General features: G+C 65.1%; 15 protein-coding genes. 10 read left to right on the top strand and 5 right to left on the bottom strand.

Annotation, left to right across the window (positions count from 1 at the left end; translation table 11 throughout):
- Positions 1-88: 88 nt before the first annotated feature.
- From AB4099_RS24125 to AB4099_RS24085, 9 genes are all read left to right on the top strand, one after another.
- Complete coding sequence (locus tag AB4099_RS24125) at positions 89-910, top strand: transporter substrate-binding domain-containing protein (RefSeq protein WP_441479888.1); 822 nt, start codon at positions 89-91, stop codon at positions 908-910.
- Positions 911-1079: 169 nt separating this feature from the next.
- Positions 1080-1820, top strand: a complete 741-nt coding sequence (locus AB4099_RS24120; protein WP_441479887.1) for an amino acid ABC transporter permease — start codon at positions 1080-1082, stop codon at positions 1818-1820.
- On the top strand, positions 1817-2671 hold the full coding sequence (locus tag AB4099_RS24115) for an amino acid ABC transporter permease (RefSeq protein ID WP_441479886.1): 855 nt from the start codon (positions 1817-1819) through the stop codon (positions 2669-2671). The genes AB4099_RS24120 and AB4099_RS24115 overlap by 4 nt, the downstream gene beginning before the upstream one ends.
- Before the next feature lie 3 nt (positions 2672-2674).
- Positions 2675-3427, top strand: coding sequence for an amino acid ABC transporter ATP-binding protein (locus AB4099_RS24110; RefSeq protein ID WP_113518798.1), 753 nt, complete (start codon positions 2675-2677; stop codon positions 3425-3427).
- A 130-nt stretch (positions 3428-3557) separates the two neighbouring features.
- The gene (locus AB4099_RS24105) at positions 3558-5090 is read left to right on the top strand and encodes a serine hydrolase domain-containing protein (RefSeq protein ID WP_441479885.1); all 1533 of its coding nucleotides are present in this window, start codon (positions 3558-3560) and stop codon (positions 5088-5090) included.
- Complete coding sequence (locus AB4099_RS24100) at positions 5087-6670, top strand: ABC transporter substrate-binding protein (RefSeq protein WP_441479884.1); 1584 nt, start codon at positions 5087-5089, stop codon at positions 6668-6670. The genes AB4099_RS24105 and AB4099_RS24100 overlap by 4 nt, the downstream gene beginning before the upstream one ends.
- A 223-nt stretch (positions 6671-6893) precedes the next feature.
- Positions 6894-8042, top strand: a complete 1149-nt coding sequence (argE, locus tag AB4099_RS24095) for an acetylornithine deacetylase (protein ID WP_441479883.1) — start codon at positions 6894-6896, stop codon at positions 8040-8042.
- An 81-nt stretch (positions 8043-8123) separates the two neighbouring features.
- On the top strand, positions 8124-8507 hold the full coding sequence (locus tag AB4099_RS24090) for a nuclear transport factor 2 family protein (RefSeq protein WP_113518802.1): 384 nt from the start codon (positions 8124-8126) through the stop codon (positions 8505-8507).
- Between the two features lie 51 nt (positions 8508-8558).
- A complete protein-coding gene (locus tag AB4099_RS24085; protein ID WP_441479882.1) occupies positions 8559-8972 on the top strand; it encodes an NUDIX hydrolase in 414 nt (137 codons plus the stop codon).
- 46 nt (positions 8973-9018) lie between these two features.
- On the opposite strand, the gene AB4099_RS24080 is transcribed toward AB4099_RS24085, so the two are convergent.
- The 5 genes from AB4099_RS24080 to AB4099_RS24060 all read right to left on the bottom strand — a co-directional run bounded on the left by AB4099_RS24080 (position 9019) and on the right by AB4099_RS24060 (position 13022).
- Positions 9019-10059 (bottom strand): succinylglutamate desuccinylase/aspartoacylase family protein, encoded by a 1041-nt coding sequence (locus tag AB4099_RS24080; RefSeq protein ID WP_441479881.1) that lies wholly within the window; start codon positions 10057-10059, stop codon positions 9019-9021.
- A 109-nt stretch (positions 10060-10168) separates the two neighbouring features.
- Positions 10169-10951: a transporter substrate-binding domain-containing protein gene (locus AB4099_RS24075; RefSeq protein ID WP_113519326.1), complete on the bottom strand. Its 783-nt coding sequence runs from the start codon at positions 10949-10951 to the stop codon at positions 10169-10171.
- A gap of 43 nt (positions 10952-10994) precedes the next feature.
- Positions 10995-11726: an amino acid ABC transporter ATP-binding protein gene (locus AB4099_RS24070; RefSeq protein ID WP_113519325.1), complete on the bottom strand. Its 732-nt coding sequence runs from the start codon at positions 11724-11726 to the stop codon at positions 10995-10997.
- The gene (locus AB4099_RS24065) at positions 11713-12363 is read right to left on the bottom strand and encodes an amino acid ABC transporter permease (RefSeq protein ID WP_069877846.1); all 651 of its coding nucleotides are present in this window, start codon (positions 12361-12363) and stop codon (positions 11713-11715) included. The genes AB4099_RS24070 and AB4099_RS24065 overlap by 14 nt, the downstream gene beginning before the upstream one ends.
- Entirely contained in the window at positions 12360-13022 is a 663-nt protein-coding gene (locus tag AB4099_RS24060; protein WP_113519324.1) for an amino acid ABC transporter permease, read from the bottom strand. The genes AB4099_RS24065 and AB4099_RS24060 overlap by 4 nt, the downstream gene beginning before the upstream one ends.
- 153 nt (positions 13023-13175) lie before the next feature.
- Here AB4099_RS24060 and AB4099_RS24055 point away from each other — a divergent pair, with 153 nt between their 5' ends.
- Entirely contained in the window at positions 13176-13961 is a 786-nt protein-coding gene (locus tag AB4099_RS24055) for an IclR family transcriptional regulator (protein ID WP_441479880.1), read from the top strand.
- The last annotated feature ends 3 nt before the right edge of the window (positions 13962-13964 follow it).

Below are 13964 nucleotides of genomic sequence, written 5' to 3'. Positions count from 1 at the left end.
TGCGTCAAGAAAACGTCGTATGACGACAATTCGAAATGGGGGTAGGTCGAAACTCTAGGCCCCAACAGAACAACGGGGACCGGTTGCCATGAAACGTACCTTCACGCTCGCGCTCGCCTGCGCCGCCATGCTTGCCGCTATGCCGGCGCTTGCCCAGGATTCTCTCGCCAAGATCAAGGAAAAGGGTGTCCTCACTGTCGGCGTGAAGAACGACTACAAGCCGTGGGGCTTCCTTGAGCCGTCCGGCAAGATCGTCGGGCTCGAGATCGATCTCGCCCAGGCGGTCGCCGACAAGATCGGCGTCAAGCTGGAAATGCTCCCCGTCATCGCCGCCAACCGCATGGAGTTCCTCAAGCAGGGCCGTATCGACATGGTCCTGGCGACGATGGGGGACACGCCTGAGCGCCGCAAGGTCATCGGCATGGTCGAGCCGAACTACTATGCCAGCGCCACCAATGTGCTGGCTCCCAAGAGCGCCAATCTGAAGAAGTGGGAAGATCTGAAGGGGCGCAAGGTCTGCGGCGTCCAGGGAGCCTATTACAACCGCCGCGTCTCGCAGCTCTATGCGCCTGAACTCGTGGTTTTCCCCTCGGTACCGGATGCGCTGAATGCGCTGCAGGGCAACAACTGCGTCGCCTTCCTGTTCGACGACACGCTGATCGTCTCGACACTGGCCGCAGGCGATCCGAAATGGGCAAATTACGAAATGCCGCTGGCTTCGGAAGACCCGCAGCTCTGGGCGATCGGCATTCGTCTCGAGGACATGGACGGTCCCTTCGGCAAGCTGGTGAAGGACATGTCGGTCGACTGGCACAAGAGCGGCAAGCTACTCGAGCTCGAAACCAAATGGGGCATCAAGCAGAGCCCCTATCTGATCGAGACCAACAAGAAGCTGAAGTCAGCTTCGTAGCGCGATTGCGCTCGATTGGCTGCGTTGATGCAGCCTCTGTCACGTCATCCCGGGTCTGACCCGGGATCCATCGCCGCGCGGTGCGAGGGATCCCGGCATTCCGGGGCCTGGCGCCTCGGATGACGATGGGCCTTCGGCTGAAACGGTGCTGCGGCATGAGCAGGTTTCCTTGATCGCGTCCTTCTTCCAGTGGCTGAACGATACGCAGGGGCTGAATTTCTCGGTCTTCTACGATGCGTTCGACCGTTCGCGCTTCCTGACCGGGTTGTGGACCACGACCTATATCTGCGTGGTCTCGATCATCGCGTCGATGGCGCTCGGCCTGATCGGTGTCTGGCTCGCCGGCGGCAATTCGCGCCTCGGCCGGCTTGTGGTGCGCGTCTATGTGCAGTTCTTCCGCAACACGCCGCCGCTGGTGCAGCTCTCCTTCTTCTACTTTGCCGTGGCGAGCCTGCTGCCGACGGTGAGCGATGGTTTTGGCGGCCAGTCGCCGCTGGTCTCCGGGACCGGCTGGGCGATCATCGCGTTCTCGCTCTTCGCCGGCGCCTTCAATGTCGAGATCTTTCGCGCCGGCATCGAGGCCGTGCCATCGACGACGGTCGAAGCGGCCGAGTCGCTCGGCTATACCCGTCTGCAGCTCTATCTCCATGTCGTGCTGCCGCTCGCCTTCCGCATCTGCCTGCCGGCGCTGAACAACAACCTGATCAATCTCGTGAAGACCACGACACTGGCCTATGCCATCGGCGTGCCGGAGCTGCTCTATGCGGCTTCGCAGATCTGGTCCGAGGTGTTCAACGTCCGGGAGATGATGAACGTTCTGCTCGTCACCTATGTCGGGCTGGTGGCGGTACTGGTCTGGATCATGGGCCGCTGGGAGCGGTCGATGCGCATTCCAGGATATTCGACATGAGGTCCGGCTCAACCGATCTGCCGGTGCTCAAGCCGTTCCGCGCGCCTGCGCCGATCGCCCCCTCGGGTTTCGCCGCGCCGGTCATGCTGAGCAGCGGCACGTTGGCTGTCTTCGTCATCCTATTCGGCGCTTCGCTGGCTCTTGCGCAGGTCGCGGCGCGCCCGGCTGGCGAAGGCGCGGTCACCGTGCTGCTGCGCTGGGCGCCGCTGATCTTCCAGGGTTTCCTGTTCAATATCCTGATCAGCTTCCTCTCGATGGCGCTTGGCACCGTCGTGGGCGTGCTCGTCGGCATCGCGCAGGTCTCGCTGCTCGCGCCGGTTCGCAAGACCGCCTGGGGCGTCACGCAATTCTTCCGCAATGCGCCCTGGCTGGTGCTGCTGTTCTACGCGATGTTCCTGTTGCCCTTCGAGTTTCGGATGTTCGGCATCACGATCGCTTTCCCAGCCTGGGTGAAGGCGGTCATCGGACTTGCGCTGCCGGTTGCGGCCAATGTCTCCGAGATCGTGCGCGGCGGCATCAAGTCGATTCCCGCCGGCCAGTGGGAATCCGCCGATGCGCTCGCCTTCACGCGGGCACAGACGCTGTGGATGATCATCTTGCCGCAGGCCTTCAAGCGGATGCTCCCACCCTGGATGAACCTCTACGCGATCCTGACCATGGCGACGACATTGATCTCGGTGGTCGGCATCCAGGATGCGCTCTCCGTCACCCGCGCGGCGCTGATCGCCGAGAGCCGGCCGGAACTGATGATCCCGATGTACCTGCTGCTGCTCCTGATGTTCTTCGCCTATTGCTACCCGATTGCGCGGGCGACGCTGGCGCTGGAGCGGCGCTTCAACGTGAAAGCTTGAGCCATGGCGAGCCGTCATCAACTGGGCGAGCCCGTCGTCGTGGTCGAGGGGGTCGAGAAATCCTTCGGCAGCTTTTCCGTCCTCAGGGATGTCAGCCTCACGGTCCGGCGTGGCGAGACCGTCTGCATCATCGGCCCTTCCGGTTCAGGCAAGTCGACGCTGCTGCGCTGCATCAACGGGCTGGTGCCGATCAGCAAGGGCTCGATCAAGCTCGCCGGTCGCGAGGTGAACGATGCGAAGCTCGACAAGCTGGCGCTGCGTCGCGACGTCGGCATCGTCTTCCAGCAATACAACCTCTTCCCTCACAAGACCGCGCTTCAGAACGTGATGATGGCACCGATCCATGTGCTGAAGCAGGACAAGGCGGAAGTCGAGGAGCGGGCGCGCAAGCTTCTCGCCAAGGTCGGCCTTTCGCAGAAGCTCGCGACCTATCCCGGCGAGCTTTCGGGCGGTCAGCAGCAGCGGGTTGCGATTGCGCGGTCCCTGGCGATGAACCCGAAGGTGATGCTGTTCGACGAGGTCACCGCCGCACTCGATCCCGAAACCAAGAAGGAGGTGCTGGTGACGATCCAGGACCTCGCCGCAGAAGGGATGACATGCATCCTCGTCACCCATGAAATGGGCTTCGCGCGTGAGGTGGCCGATCATGTCTATTTCACCGATGGCGGCGTGATCGTGGAACATGGTTCGCCGGCCGAGGTGTTCGGCAATCCACGCGAAGAGCGCACGAAGGGGTTTCTGGACAAGGTGTTGTAGCGCGGCCCCCGCCCGTCCGGCTCTTGCTGCGTCTCGTTCCGACGGTTTCCGCGTGCCTGCCATGCAGTGGCAGGGCCTATGTCGCCTGCGGATGCCTCTCTAACACTAGCGGGGAAGCGAGGGAGAAATCATGCTGGACTGGACACGGGCCAAGGCGGAAGCAGCCGTTATCACGAAGAGTTGGGCCGATCAGGCAGGGCCAGGTGGTGCGGTCGTCATCTTCGATGCGGAGCGACGGCTCGAGGCGTGCGCCGGTGGTTTCGCCAACCTGGAACAACAGACGCCCTTTACGGCGGATACGCCCAATCGTCTGGCCTCGATCAGCAAGCATTTCATGGCGGCGACGCTGCTGCTGGAAGGCATATCGCTCGACGCACCGCTCGGCAGCCTGCTGGATGGTTTGCCTGCGGCCATAGCTGCCGTGCCTCTCGGCCGCGCGCTAGATATGACCGGCGCCCTGCCGGACATGATGGAGACCCTGTGGCAGCTCGGCGTGCCCTACACCACGAGCCTCAGCGCGCCCGAGATTCACGGTTTCGCTCAGCGCCTACCGGGCATCAATGCCGTGCCCGGCCAGGAGATGGCCTATTCCAATACCGGCTGGCGGCTGGCGCAGTCGGTGCTGCCGGCCCAGCGCAGCATCACCTATCGCGAGGCCCTGCGGCTGCGCATGTTCGGGCCTCTCGCGCTGCCCTTCGTCTTCCCGGAGGACGAGAGCGAGATCGTGCCCGATCTCGCAACTGGCTACTGGCACGATGGCGTGAACTGGCGGCGGGGGCGCTACGGCTTCCAGTTCTCTGCCTCAGGCGGGCTCGTCGGCAGCGCATCGGCGCTGGCGATCTGGGCGTCCGATCTGATGGCCGGGCGCGGGCCGCTCGCCGGCCTCTTCGAGAAGCTCACCGCGCCGCGCCAGTTCGCGGATGGTCGCGAGAGCGGCTACCGCCTCGGCCTGGTCAGCACTCCGCTTCTCGGCACCACCGTGATCGGCCATGGCGGGTCTCTGACCGGCTACCGCAACCACTTCCTGATGGCGCCTGAGCATGGCGTTGGCGTCGTCGTGCTGAGCAATCGCGAGGAGGAGGCGCTCTGGCCGGCGTTGCGCGTGCTTGCGGCGCTTCTGGGCGAAGCGCTGCCCGAGGCACCGAAGGCGGGGCCGACTGGCCTCTATCTCAGCGAGGAAGGTTCCTTCTGGGCCGAATTCGGTGGAGACTCGATCAGCGTCATGGGCGGGTATGAGCGTCTTGTCGTCGGCGAGAACGGCAGGCTGAGAAGCCTGCCTTCCTATCTAGACATCGAGCTCGGCACGCTCGGCGAAGACGAGATCCAGGCACGGATCGGTGGCGTCGAGCGTCGCCTCCTGCGCGTTCCCGCCAACACGCCGCTCGACCCGCACCTCGTCGGTCGCTGGCGCGAGCGCAGCTTCGGCGTCGAGATCACGGTTGAAACGGACGGCACGGCGCAATGGCCCTGGGCCGAGCCGGTCGGCATGACCACCCGGCTGACCCCCTTGCCGGGGGGGCGTGCGCTCGCCGATCTTGTCCATGGTCCCTGGCGGCACCGGCCTTGCTTGTGGCTGCAGCCGGACGGCTCCCTGCGCCTCGACAGCCACCGGGCGCGCGTCCTGCAATTCGATCGTGTCGACGACGTTGGAGGTGCCCGATGATCCGTTCCCGCCTTGCCGGACTGTTGCTTTGCGCCGCGTCGCTGACGCTCGGCCTCGAGGCACAGGCCCAGCCGGCTCCGAGCCGCACCTTGCGTGTCGCGCCGCATGCGGACCTCAAGACGCTCGATCCCGTTGCGGCTTCGATCGTCATCACCCGCATGCATGGGCTGATGATCTACGAGACGCTGTTCGCCTGGGATTCAAAGCTGCAGCCGCACCCGCAGATGGTCGAGAGCTTCTCGACCGCTCCCGACAAGCTGTCCTGGAGTTTCACGCTGCGGCCCGGCCTCAAGTTCCATGACGGCCAGTCGGTCACGACCCGCGACGTCATCGCTTCGCTGAAGCGCTGGATGGCGCGCGACACGATCGGCGGTAAGCTCGGCGAATATACGGAAGGGTTGGAGGCGGTCGACGACCGCACCTTCACGCTGAAGCTGAAGCGGCCGATGGCACTGGTACCCTTCGCGCTGGGCTCGGCGGTCGGCCAGATCCCGGTGATCATGCGCGAGAGCGATGCCAAGAGCGATCCGATGAAGCCGGTCACCGAATCGATCGGTAGCGGCCCCTTCCGCTTCAACCGGGCGGAATGGCGCAGCGGCGCGCGCGTCGTCTATGATCGCAACCCCGATTATGTGCCGCGCTCGGAACCGGCCGACGGCCTGGCGGGAGGCCGCGTCGTCAAGCTCGACCGCGTCGAATGGATCATCATGCCGGACGCCGCGACGGCGGCGGCTGCGATCCAGACCGGCGAGATCGATATCTGGGAGCAGCCGAGCCAGGACCTGATCTCGACCATCGCCGGGACACGCGACGTCAAGGTCGAGCGCTACTCGAACCTCGCCAACCAGGTCATGCTGCGGCCGAACCACCTCTATCCGCCGTTCAACAATCCCAAGGCCAGGCTCGCTTTGGCCTATGCCACGGATCAGGCCGATTTCCTCGCCGCCGGCTTCGGCGACGAGGAATGGTGGAAGCGCTGCAATGCCTATTTCGTCTGTGGCGGGCCGAACGGAACCGAAATCGGCTCCGAACCCTATGCCAGGCCCGATCTGGCAACGGCGAAGAAGCTGCTCGCCGCGAGCGGCTACAAGGGCGAGAAGCTGGTGCTGAGTACCTCGAACGACATCGCCCCGATCGGCCGCATGGCCGAGGTCGCGGCGCAGTCGCTCAAGGAGGTCGGTTTCAATGTCGACGTCCAGTTTGCCGATTGGGGCACTGTCACCACCCGCCAGCAGAATCGCGGCACCGTGGATCAGGGCGGCTGGAACCTGTTCGTCACCTACGCGTCGGGCGCGACGATGCAGTCTCCGATGACCAATATCGGCACCAATATGGGCTGCGAGAAGGCCTGGGCCGGCTGGCCCTGCGATGCCGAGGCCGAGCGGCTGCGTGGCGCTGTCGTCGATGCTCCGGACGAGGCGAGCGGCAAGCTCGCGATCGAAGCGCTGCATCGCCGGCTCACGGTCGTACAGCCTTATCGCGTGCTCGGTCAGTTCGACCAGCCCTATGCCCGCCGCAGCAATATTTCAGGCGTGCTCGCCGCACCGGTGATGCTGTTCTGGAACATCGAGAAGAAGTAAGCGGCCAGCACCGACGGCCGCGGTCGATGCGCGGTCCGGGGCGAGGCTTCTCTCGTCCCGGACCGCAAGATCGGAACATTCTGCCGGCGACAGGGCCAATCCCAGCAGGATGGGGCGCCTCCGGGTGCCAGACGGGCACGGATTGCGAGCTGCCCCTCTGCTAGAATTGCGCTTCCCTCCCGCGCGGTCCCGATCGACGGCCGCTTCAATCACGTGGCTTGTCATGACGAGTGTCGAAACGGTTCTGGCCGATCTTGTGGCCTTTCCCTCTGTTTGCCGGACGCCGAATGCGGCGATCATCGCGCATGTCCGCGGATATCTTGCCGGCCATGGCGTCGAGAGCGTCATCGTCCCGGGGCCGGAGGGGGATCGCGCCAATCTCTTCGCCACCATCGGACCGCGTGAGCCGGGCGGGATCATTCTCTCGGCCCATCTCGATGTGGTGCCTGCTGCCTCCGAGGGTTGGGTCGGACAGCCCTTCGCCTTGCGCCGCGATGGCGACCGCCTGATCGGGCGCGGCGCTGTCGACATGAAGGGGTTTGTGGCCAGCGTGCTGGCGAGCGTGCCGGATCTCGCCTCGCGCCGGCTGGCGCGGCCGGTCCACATTGCTCTGTCCTATGACGAGGAGGTCGGCTGCGTCGGCGTTCGTCACCTGATCGCGCGGCTGCCGGAGCTTTGTCCCCGGCCGGCCGGCTGCATCGTCGGCGAGCCGACCGATCTCCATCCCGTCTTGCGTCACAAGGGCAAGATCGCTCAACGCGTCACGGTCGACGGCAAGGCCGGGCACTCGTCGCGGACCGATCTCGGCGACAATGCCATTCACTACGCTGCGGAGTTGATGGCAGCCATCCATGCCGAGGCGCGCCGGCATGCGGCGCAAGGCCCCTTCGCTGACAGCTTTGCCCCGCCCTATTCCACGATCCAGGTCGGCACGGTGCAGGGCGGAACCGGCATCAACATCGTTCCGGCGCAATGCGTCTTCGAGGTCGAGGCTCGCGCCATCGCGGGGCAGGAGCCCGCCGGATTGCTGACCTTCCTGCCGCGCGAGGCGGAGCGCATCCATGCTGCTGCTGTCGCGGATGGGCACAATGTCGTCTTCGGCTTCGAGACGATGAGCGACTACCCGCCGCTCGATCTGCCCGATGCGGATCCGTTGGTCGGGTTGACCGAGGACGTCTGTGGGAAACCGCGCCAGCAGGCCGTCAGCTTCGGTACCGAGGCCGGACTCTTCCAGGCCGCGGGCATCCCCGCGATCGTCTGTGGGCCGGGTGACGTGAACAGGGCGCACAAGCCCGAGGAGTTTATCACCGATGCTGAACTGGCCGGCGCGATGGCCATGATCGCCCGGATTGGCGACCGGCTGTCCTCCTGACGCAGGCTGTCAGCGCAGCTCTGGCTGATCGGCTGAGGCCGTGCATAAATGCCGGCACGGATCATCCGGAGGAGACCGACCATGCCTGATCGCCAGCGCGTCGAGGCCTTTGTCGCAGCCGTCGTGAGTGGCGATCATGTCGGCGCCATCCGTGACTTCTATTGCGAGGATGCCTCGATGCAGGAGAACGGCGCCGAGCCGCGCCGCGGACGCGACGAATTGATGGCGCATGAGGCCAGGGCGCTCGCCCGGCTCAACCGGATGCACACCCACCCACCCCGCGCCGTGCTGGTCGATGGCGACCGGGTCGTCATTCACTGGATCTTCGATGCCTCCGACAAGCAAGGCGTGACGCGGCGGCTGGAAGAACTCGCGATCCAGCGCTGGCGAGGCGACCGCATCGTCGAGGAGCGTTTCTTCTACGATACCGGCTCGGCCTGGCAGGTCGTCGAGCCGGTTCGTTAGATGTCGATCAGGGCAGAGGCCGCCGGCAAGCCGGAGCGCTTCAAGCTGATCGTGTCGGTCTATGTGATCTTTTGGCGGGGGAGCGAACTCCTGCTGCTGCGGCGAGCGAACACGGGTTTTGAGGGACGGCAATTACGGTCTCGTCTCCGGACATCACGACGGCAGCGAGCCGCTGCGAGCAGCGGCCGCGCGCGAAGCCAAGGAGGAGGCGGCGTCGAGATCGATCCAGCCAGCCTGATCTTCGCAACAGTGCTCCACCGATCGCAGGACGAGGAGCGGCTGGATTTCTTCTTCGAGGCGCGCAGTTGGCAGGGCGAGCTTCGCAACGCCGAGCCTGAAAAATGCGCCGAACTGGCCTGGTTTCCCGTCGATGGCTTGCCGGAGAACACGATCACCAACGTTCGTACGGCCATCGCCAACTGGCAGCCCGGCACGCGCTATTGCGAGTTTTGGCAAGAGACCTGACTCTGTCGCTCCTGGCAGAATCAATGTGCTCCTGCCCGCGCCCCCCTTACGACAGCACTCCGCGATAGGGCGCAGCCACGATCAGGCAGCAATTGCCGGGCCGGACGCGGCCGGGCTGGCGCCGGCCATAGAGGATGCCGTCGGCAGCATAGTGCAGCGTCTCGGGCGGGCGGGTCGGGTCCCAGGTGCAATGGATGCGGCCGGCCGGCTGGCCGGCGCTGACTTTCGCGCCGTTGGCGTGGAAGGGTTCGAAGACACCGTCGGCGGTGGCATAGACATAGGCCGAGGTGCCGGGCAGTTCGAGGATCTGGCCCTCGCCGCGCTTCGGCTCCGGTGTGTCGCGCGCGACGATGCCGAGATGGTCGAGCACATTGGCGACGCCGCGCCGGCAGACTTTCAGCGCCTCCAGCGAAACCGTTCCGCCACCCGCCATCTCGGTGCCAACGGTAACGAGCCCGTTGCGGCAGGCGGTTGCGGTTGCAGTGCGCGGCTCGCCGAGATTGCTGATCACCACCGTCATCGGCGCGTCGAATGCCTGCACCGCGGCGACATTGCGCTTGTGCAGCGCCGGATCGTCGGTCGGTTCGACGATCGCGCTCGGAATGATGTCGAGCGAGGAGCCGCCCGAGTGCAAATCGAGGAAGGCATCGCCGAGCGGCAGGATATGGTCGCTCACATAGGCGGCGATCTGTTGGGTGATCGTGCCGCGCGGATCGCCCGGGAAGGTCCGGTTGAAGTTCAGCCCGTCGACCGGCGACGTCCGCTGGCCGGCGATGACGGCGTGCGAATTATTGGCGGGCATCAGGATCAGCCGGCCTTGCACGCGGCCGGGATCGAGATCGCGGATCAGGTCGCAGATCGTGATCGGCCCCTCATATTCATCGCCATGGTTGCCGCCTTCGAGGATCGCCGTCGGGCCGGAGCCGTTCTTGATGATCGCGATCGGGATCCGCGTCGCGCCCCAGGCGTCGTCATGCGGCGAATGCGGAATCATGACGAAGCCGACTTGCTTGCCGTCGCGCTCGGGATCGACTGTCAGGAAGGCGCTGGACGGACGGGGCGTGGGTTTCTGCTTGACGCTGGTCATGGCTGGCTCGCGGGCGCGCCGAGGCTGGCGGGCGGCAATCCGGCCCGGTGGCGCAGTCTGAAGGGAAAATGCCGGGCGCGGCCTGCGCCCGGCTGATGTCTGGCGTCGCTCAGAGCGTCGGAAGTGGGTCCATCGGCATGTCCAAATACTTGCGATGCAGCCGGTCGAGCTCGCCATTCATCGCATTGAAGAAGATGAAGCCGTCGAGCCAGCGCACGAGATTATGCTGATCCATCTGCACGCCCATATGCGCCGGACTGCGGCGGATGACGAATTTGCGCTCGAATTCCTTGTTCGGGTTCTGCTTGGCCAGCGCCTGCGCGACGATGCTGTTGGTGGCGAGCAGGTCGGCCTGGCCGGTGATATAGGCTGCCGCGGCCGTGGCATCGTCCTCGGTGCGCATCAGGCTCGCCTTGGGGGCGGTTGCCGAGATCGCCAGCTCCTGCGTCGTGCCCTTGGCAGCGGCGACGCGGGCGGAGCCGATGGTCTCGGGGCTGCTGACCGCGGAGGCCTTGGCGCCATAGACGGCCAGGAAGGTGTTGGCATAGGGCGCAGTGAACTGGATCTGCTTGGCGCGTTCCGGCGTCAGCCCCATCACCGAGATCACGATATCGACCTTGTCGGTGAGCAGGAACGGAATCCGGTTGGCGCCGGTGATCTGCTGCATCTCGAGCTTCACCCCGAGCCCCTTGGCGACCATCTCGGCCATCTCGATGTCGAAGCCGATCGGCTTGCGGTTCTCGTCCTGGGCGCCGAAGGGCGGGGCGTCGAGCGGCACGCCGATGCGTACCACGCCCTTGGACAGGATGTCCTGGAGCTTGTCGGCCCGGGCTTCGGCTCCGCCAAAGACGGCAACAGTCAGTGCAGCCAAACCTGCAAATAGCGAACGCATGTTTCGTCTCCCCTCGTTGTGCTGTTGGTGTCGATCGGCCTCCTCAGTGCAGGACCGCGCTGAGGAAGGTCTGCAGTTCGGGCGTCTTCGGCTCGGCGAGCACCGCCGCGGCCTGGCCTTCTTCGTGAATGCGGCCCTCGTGCATGAAGACGACGCGCGAGCCGAAGCGGCGGGCAAAGCCCATCTCATGCGTGACGAGGATCATGGTCATGCCGTCCTGCGCTACCGATTCGAGCACCTTCAGCACCTCGCCGGTGAGCTCGGGATCGAGCGCCGAGGTGACCTCGTCGAACAGCATCAGCTTGGGCTGCATCGCGAGCGAACGGGCGATGGCGACGCGCTGCTGCTGGCCGCCGGAAAGCTGGGACGGGAAGGCGTCGAGCTTGTCCTCCAGCCCGACGCGGCGCAGCACGTCGCGGGCGATCTCGCGGGCTGCGTCCGGCGCCTGCTTCTTCACGACCCGCGGCGCGAGTGTGATGTTGTCGCAGACCGAGAGATGCGGGAACAGGTTGAAGCTCTGGAAGACGATGCCGACCTCCTGCCTGAGCTTGCGCAGGTTGGTCCTGGGATCGTTCACCTGCACGCCGTCGACCAGGATCGAACCGCCCTGAATCGGCTCGAGGCCGTTGATGCAGCGCAGCATGGTGCTCTTGCCCGAGCCCGAGCGCCCGATCACGGCGATGATCTCCCCCTTGGCTACGTCCAGCGAGACGTTCTTCAGAACCTGGACCGCGCCATAGCTCTTGCTGATCCCCTTGATTTCAACGAGCGACATCGAGCTTCCGCTCGAGCGAGCGGCTCCATTGCGTGAGGGGGAAGCACATCAGGAAATAGATGCAGGCGACGGTGATGTAGACGGCAAAAGGCTTGTAGGTGCCGGCGGCGGTGAGCTGGCCCTCGCGGGTCAGTTCGACGAGCCCGATCGTCGCGGCCAGCGAGGTGTTCTTGATGAGCTGGACGAGGAAGCCGACGGTGGGCGGGATTGCGACGCGGATCGACTGCGGCACGATGATGTGGCGCAACTGCTCCCAGAGCGACAGGCCGAGCGAGGCGCCGGCCTCCCATTGCGTCTTGGCGATCGAGATCAGCGCGCCGCGCCAGATCTCGCCGAGGAAGGCGCTCCCATAGACCGAGAAGGCGACGGCGGCTGCGAACCACGGATTGACCGAGATGCCGATCAGCGGCAGGCCGAAGAAGATGAGGAACAGCCAGACCAGCAGCGGCGTGCCCTGGACGATATGGGTATAGCCGGCTGCCAGCCAGCGCAGCGGCGCGAAGGGCAGGATGCGGACGACGGCGATGACCAGACCGAGCAGCGCGGCTCCGGTGAAGGCGGTGACGGTCAAGGCCACGGTCCAGCGCGCCGCCGCGACCAGGTACATCACATCGATCAGGCCGAAGGAACGGATCATCGCCTGACGAACGCCCAGTAATAGATGCCGGCAAAGAGGCCGCGGAAGGCCAGCGCGAGGCCGAGATAGAGCACGCCGATCACGGTGTAGACTTCGAAGTCGCGGAAGGTGCGCGACTGCACGATCGAGGCCGCGTGGAACAGGTCCTCGACCGAAATCTGCGAGACCACGCTCGTCGCCAGCATCAGCAGCACGAATTGGCTGGCGAGCGCGGGGAACATCGATTTCAGCGCCGGGAACATCACGATGTAGCGGAAGACCTGCAGGCCGGAGAGGCCGAGCGAGTGGCCGGCCTCGGTCTGGGCCTTCGGCACCGCTTCCAGTCCGGCCCGGACGATCTCGGTGGTATAGGCGCCGAGATTGATGACGAGCGCGATGATCGCCGCCGTCAGGCCGTCGAGCCGGAGGCCGAAGCCCGGCAGGCCGAAGAAGATCAGGAATAGCTGGACCAGCAGCGGCGTGTTGCGGATCACCTCGACATAGCCACCGACAATCCGCTTCAGCCAGCCCGGGCCATAGACACGCGCCGCAGCACAGGCGACGCCGATGACGAGGCCGCCGAGCATCGCGCAGGCGGAGAGCAGAAGCGTGATCCAGACGCCGTCGAGGATCGACTCCCACGCCGCAAACACGTCCCGAAACTGCAGGCCGTACCTCATCGCGCTCAGACCGCCATGGCCGCAGGCGGCGTGACGGCCCGCCCACAACAAACCGACAGAGTGATCAGCGATGGTGTCATTGAGCCTCCCCTTTACAAGAGGCTAGGTTGGCTTCTTATTTGATGTCAAGCTTCACATATGAAACGAGGCAGCATGCCTGACCTTCCGGAAACAGATGACGGCGAGAAGGCCTCCTATTCCGCTCCGGCTCTGGAGAAGGGGTTGGATATTCTCGAGCTGCTGGCGGATGTCGGCGAGCCGCTTTCGACCCGCACCATTGCCGAGCGATTGGAGCGCTCGAAGAGCGAGATCTTCCGCATGGTCTTTGTGCTGCAGCAGCGCAGATATCTGGTGCGGGAGGCGGGAACGGACAGGCTCGCACTGTCGCGACGATTGTTCGATCTCGGCATCAGGACGCCGAGCGGGCGGCAGCTGACCTCGGTCGTACTGCCCCTGATGGAGCGCTTCAGCGAGGAGAGCGGGCAGGCGGCTCATCTCGTCGTGCTGAGCCGTGCGCAAACGGTGGTGCTCGCGACCACCTCCGGACATCTTGACGCGACGGTTACCGTGCGGCCGGGCTATGGCAGGCCGGCACTGGAAGCCAATTCCGGATTGCTCATCCTGGCGTTCCAGACACGGGCACGGCGTCTGACCCTGATGAAGGATGCCGATAATGAGGCGCGGGCGCGGCTTGAGAGCACCGGCGTTGCGGCCATCTTCGAGATGATCAGGGAGCAGGGACACCAGATCGCACCAAGCCGCGACATTCTGGCGGTTACCGATATCGCCTGCCCGGTCATCGGACCGGCGGGTTATGCGCAGGCGGCGATCCTGGTGCCATGCCTGCAGCGCCATGGCGTGCAGACCGATGAGAAGGCGATCCTCACCAGCCTGAAGGCTTGCTGCCACGAGGCGGGGTTGCGCCTGGCCTATAGCTGACCA

It is taken from the genome of Allobosea sp. 2KB_26, from assembly GCF_052115715.1.
Classification (GTDB): domain Bacteria; phylum Pseudomonadota; class Alphaproteobacteria; order Rhizobiales; family Beijerinckiaceae; genus Allobosea.
This window is presented reverse-complemented; position numbering and strand designations above follow the sequence as displayed.

What these genes read in the sequence shown, in the direction of transcription:
- AB4099_RS24125 (WP_441479888.1), top strand. Translation starts at nt 89, where the DNA reads ATGAAACGTACCTTCACGCTCGCGCTCGCCTGCGCCGCCATGCTTGCC.
- AB4099_RS24115 (WP_441479886.1), top strand. Translation starts at nt 1,817, where the DNA reads ATGAGGTCCGGCTCAACCGATCTGCCGGTGCTCAAGCCGTTCCGCGCG.
- AB4099_RS24110 (WP_113518798.1), top strand. Translation starts at nt 2,675, where the DNA reads ATGGCGAGCCGTCATCAACTGGGCGAGCCCGTCGTCGTGGTCGAGGGG.
- AB4099_RS24105 (WP_441479885.1), top strand. Translation starts at nt 3,558, where the DNA reads ATGCTGGACTGGACACGGGCCAAGGCGGAAGCAGCCGTTATCACGAAG.
- AB4099_RS24100 (WP_441479884.1), top strand. Translation starts at nt 5,087, where the DNA reads ATGATCCGTTCCCGCCTTGCCGGACTGTTGCTTTGCGCCGCGTCGCTG.
- argE (WP_441479883.1), top strand. Translation starts at nt 6,894, where the DNA reads ATGACGAGTGTCGAAACGGTTCTGGCCGATCTTGTGGCCTTTCCCTCT.
- AB4099_RS24090 (WP_113518802.1), top strand. Translation starts at nt 8,124, where the DNA reads ATGCCTGATCGCCAGCGCGTCGAGGCCTTTGTCGCAGCCGTCGTGAGT.
- AB4099_RS24080 (WP_441479881.1), bottom strand. Translation starts at nt 10,059, where the DNA reads ATGACCAGCGTCAAGCAGAAACCCACGCCCCGTCCGTCCAGCGCCTTC.
- AB4099_RS24075 (WP_113519326.1), bottom strand. Translation starts at nt 10,951, where the DNA reads ATGCGTTCGCTATTTGCAGGTTTGGCTGCACTGACTGTTGCCGTCTTT.
- AB4099_RS24070 (WP_113519325.1), bottom strand. Translation starts at nt 11,726, where the DNA reads ATGTCGCTCGTTGAAATCAAGGGGATCAGCAAGAGCTATGGCGCGGTC.
- AB4099_RS24065 (WP_069877846.1), bottom strand. Translation starts at nt 12,363, where the DNA reads ATGATCCGTTCCTTCGGCCTGATCGATGTGATGTACCTGGTCGCGGCG.
- AB4099_RS24060 (WP_113519324.1), bottom strand. Translation starts at nt 13,022, where the DNA reads ATGAGGTACGGCCTGCAGTTTCGGGACGTGTTTGCGGCGTGGGAGTCG.
- AB4099_RS24055 (WP_441479880.1), top strand. Translation starts at nt 13,176, where the DNA reads ATGCCTGACCTTCCGGAAACAGATGACGGCGAGAAGGCCTCCTATTCC.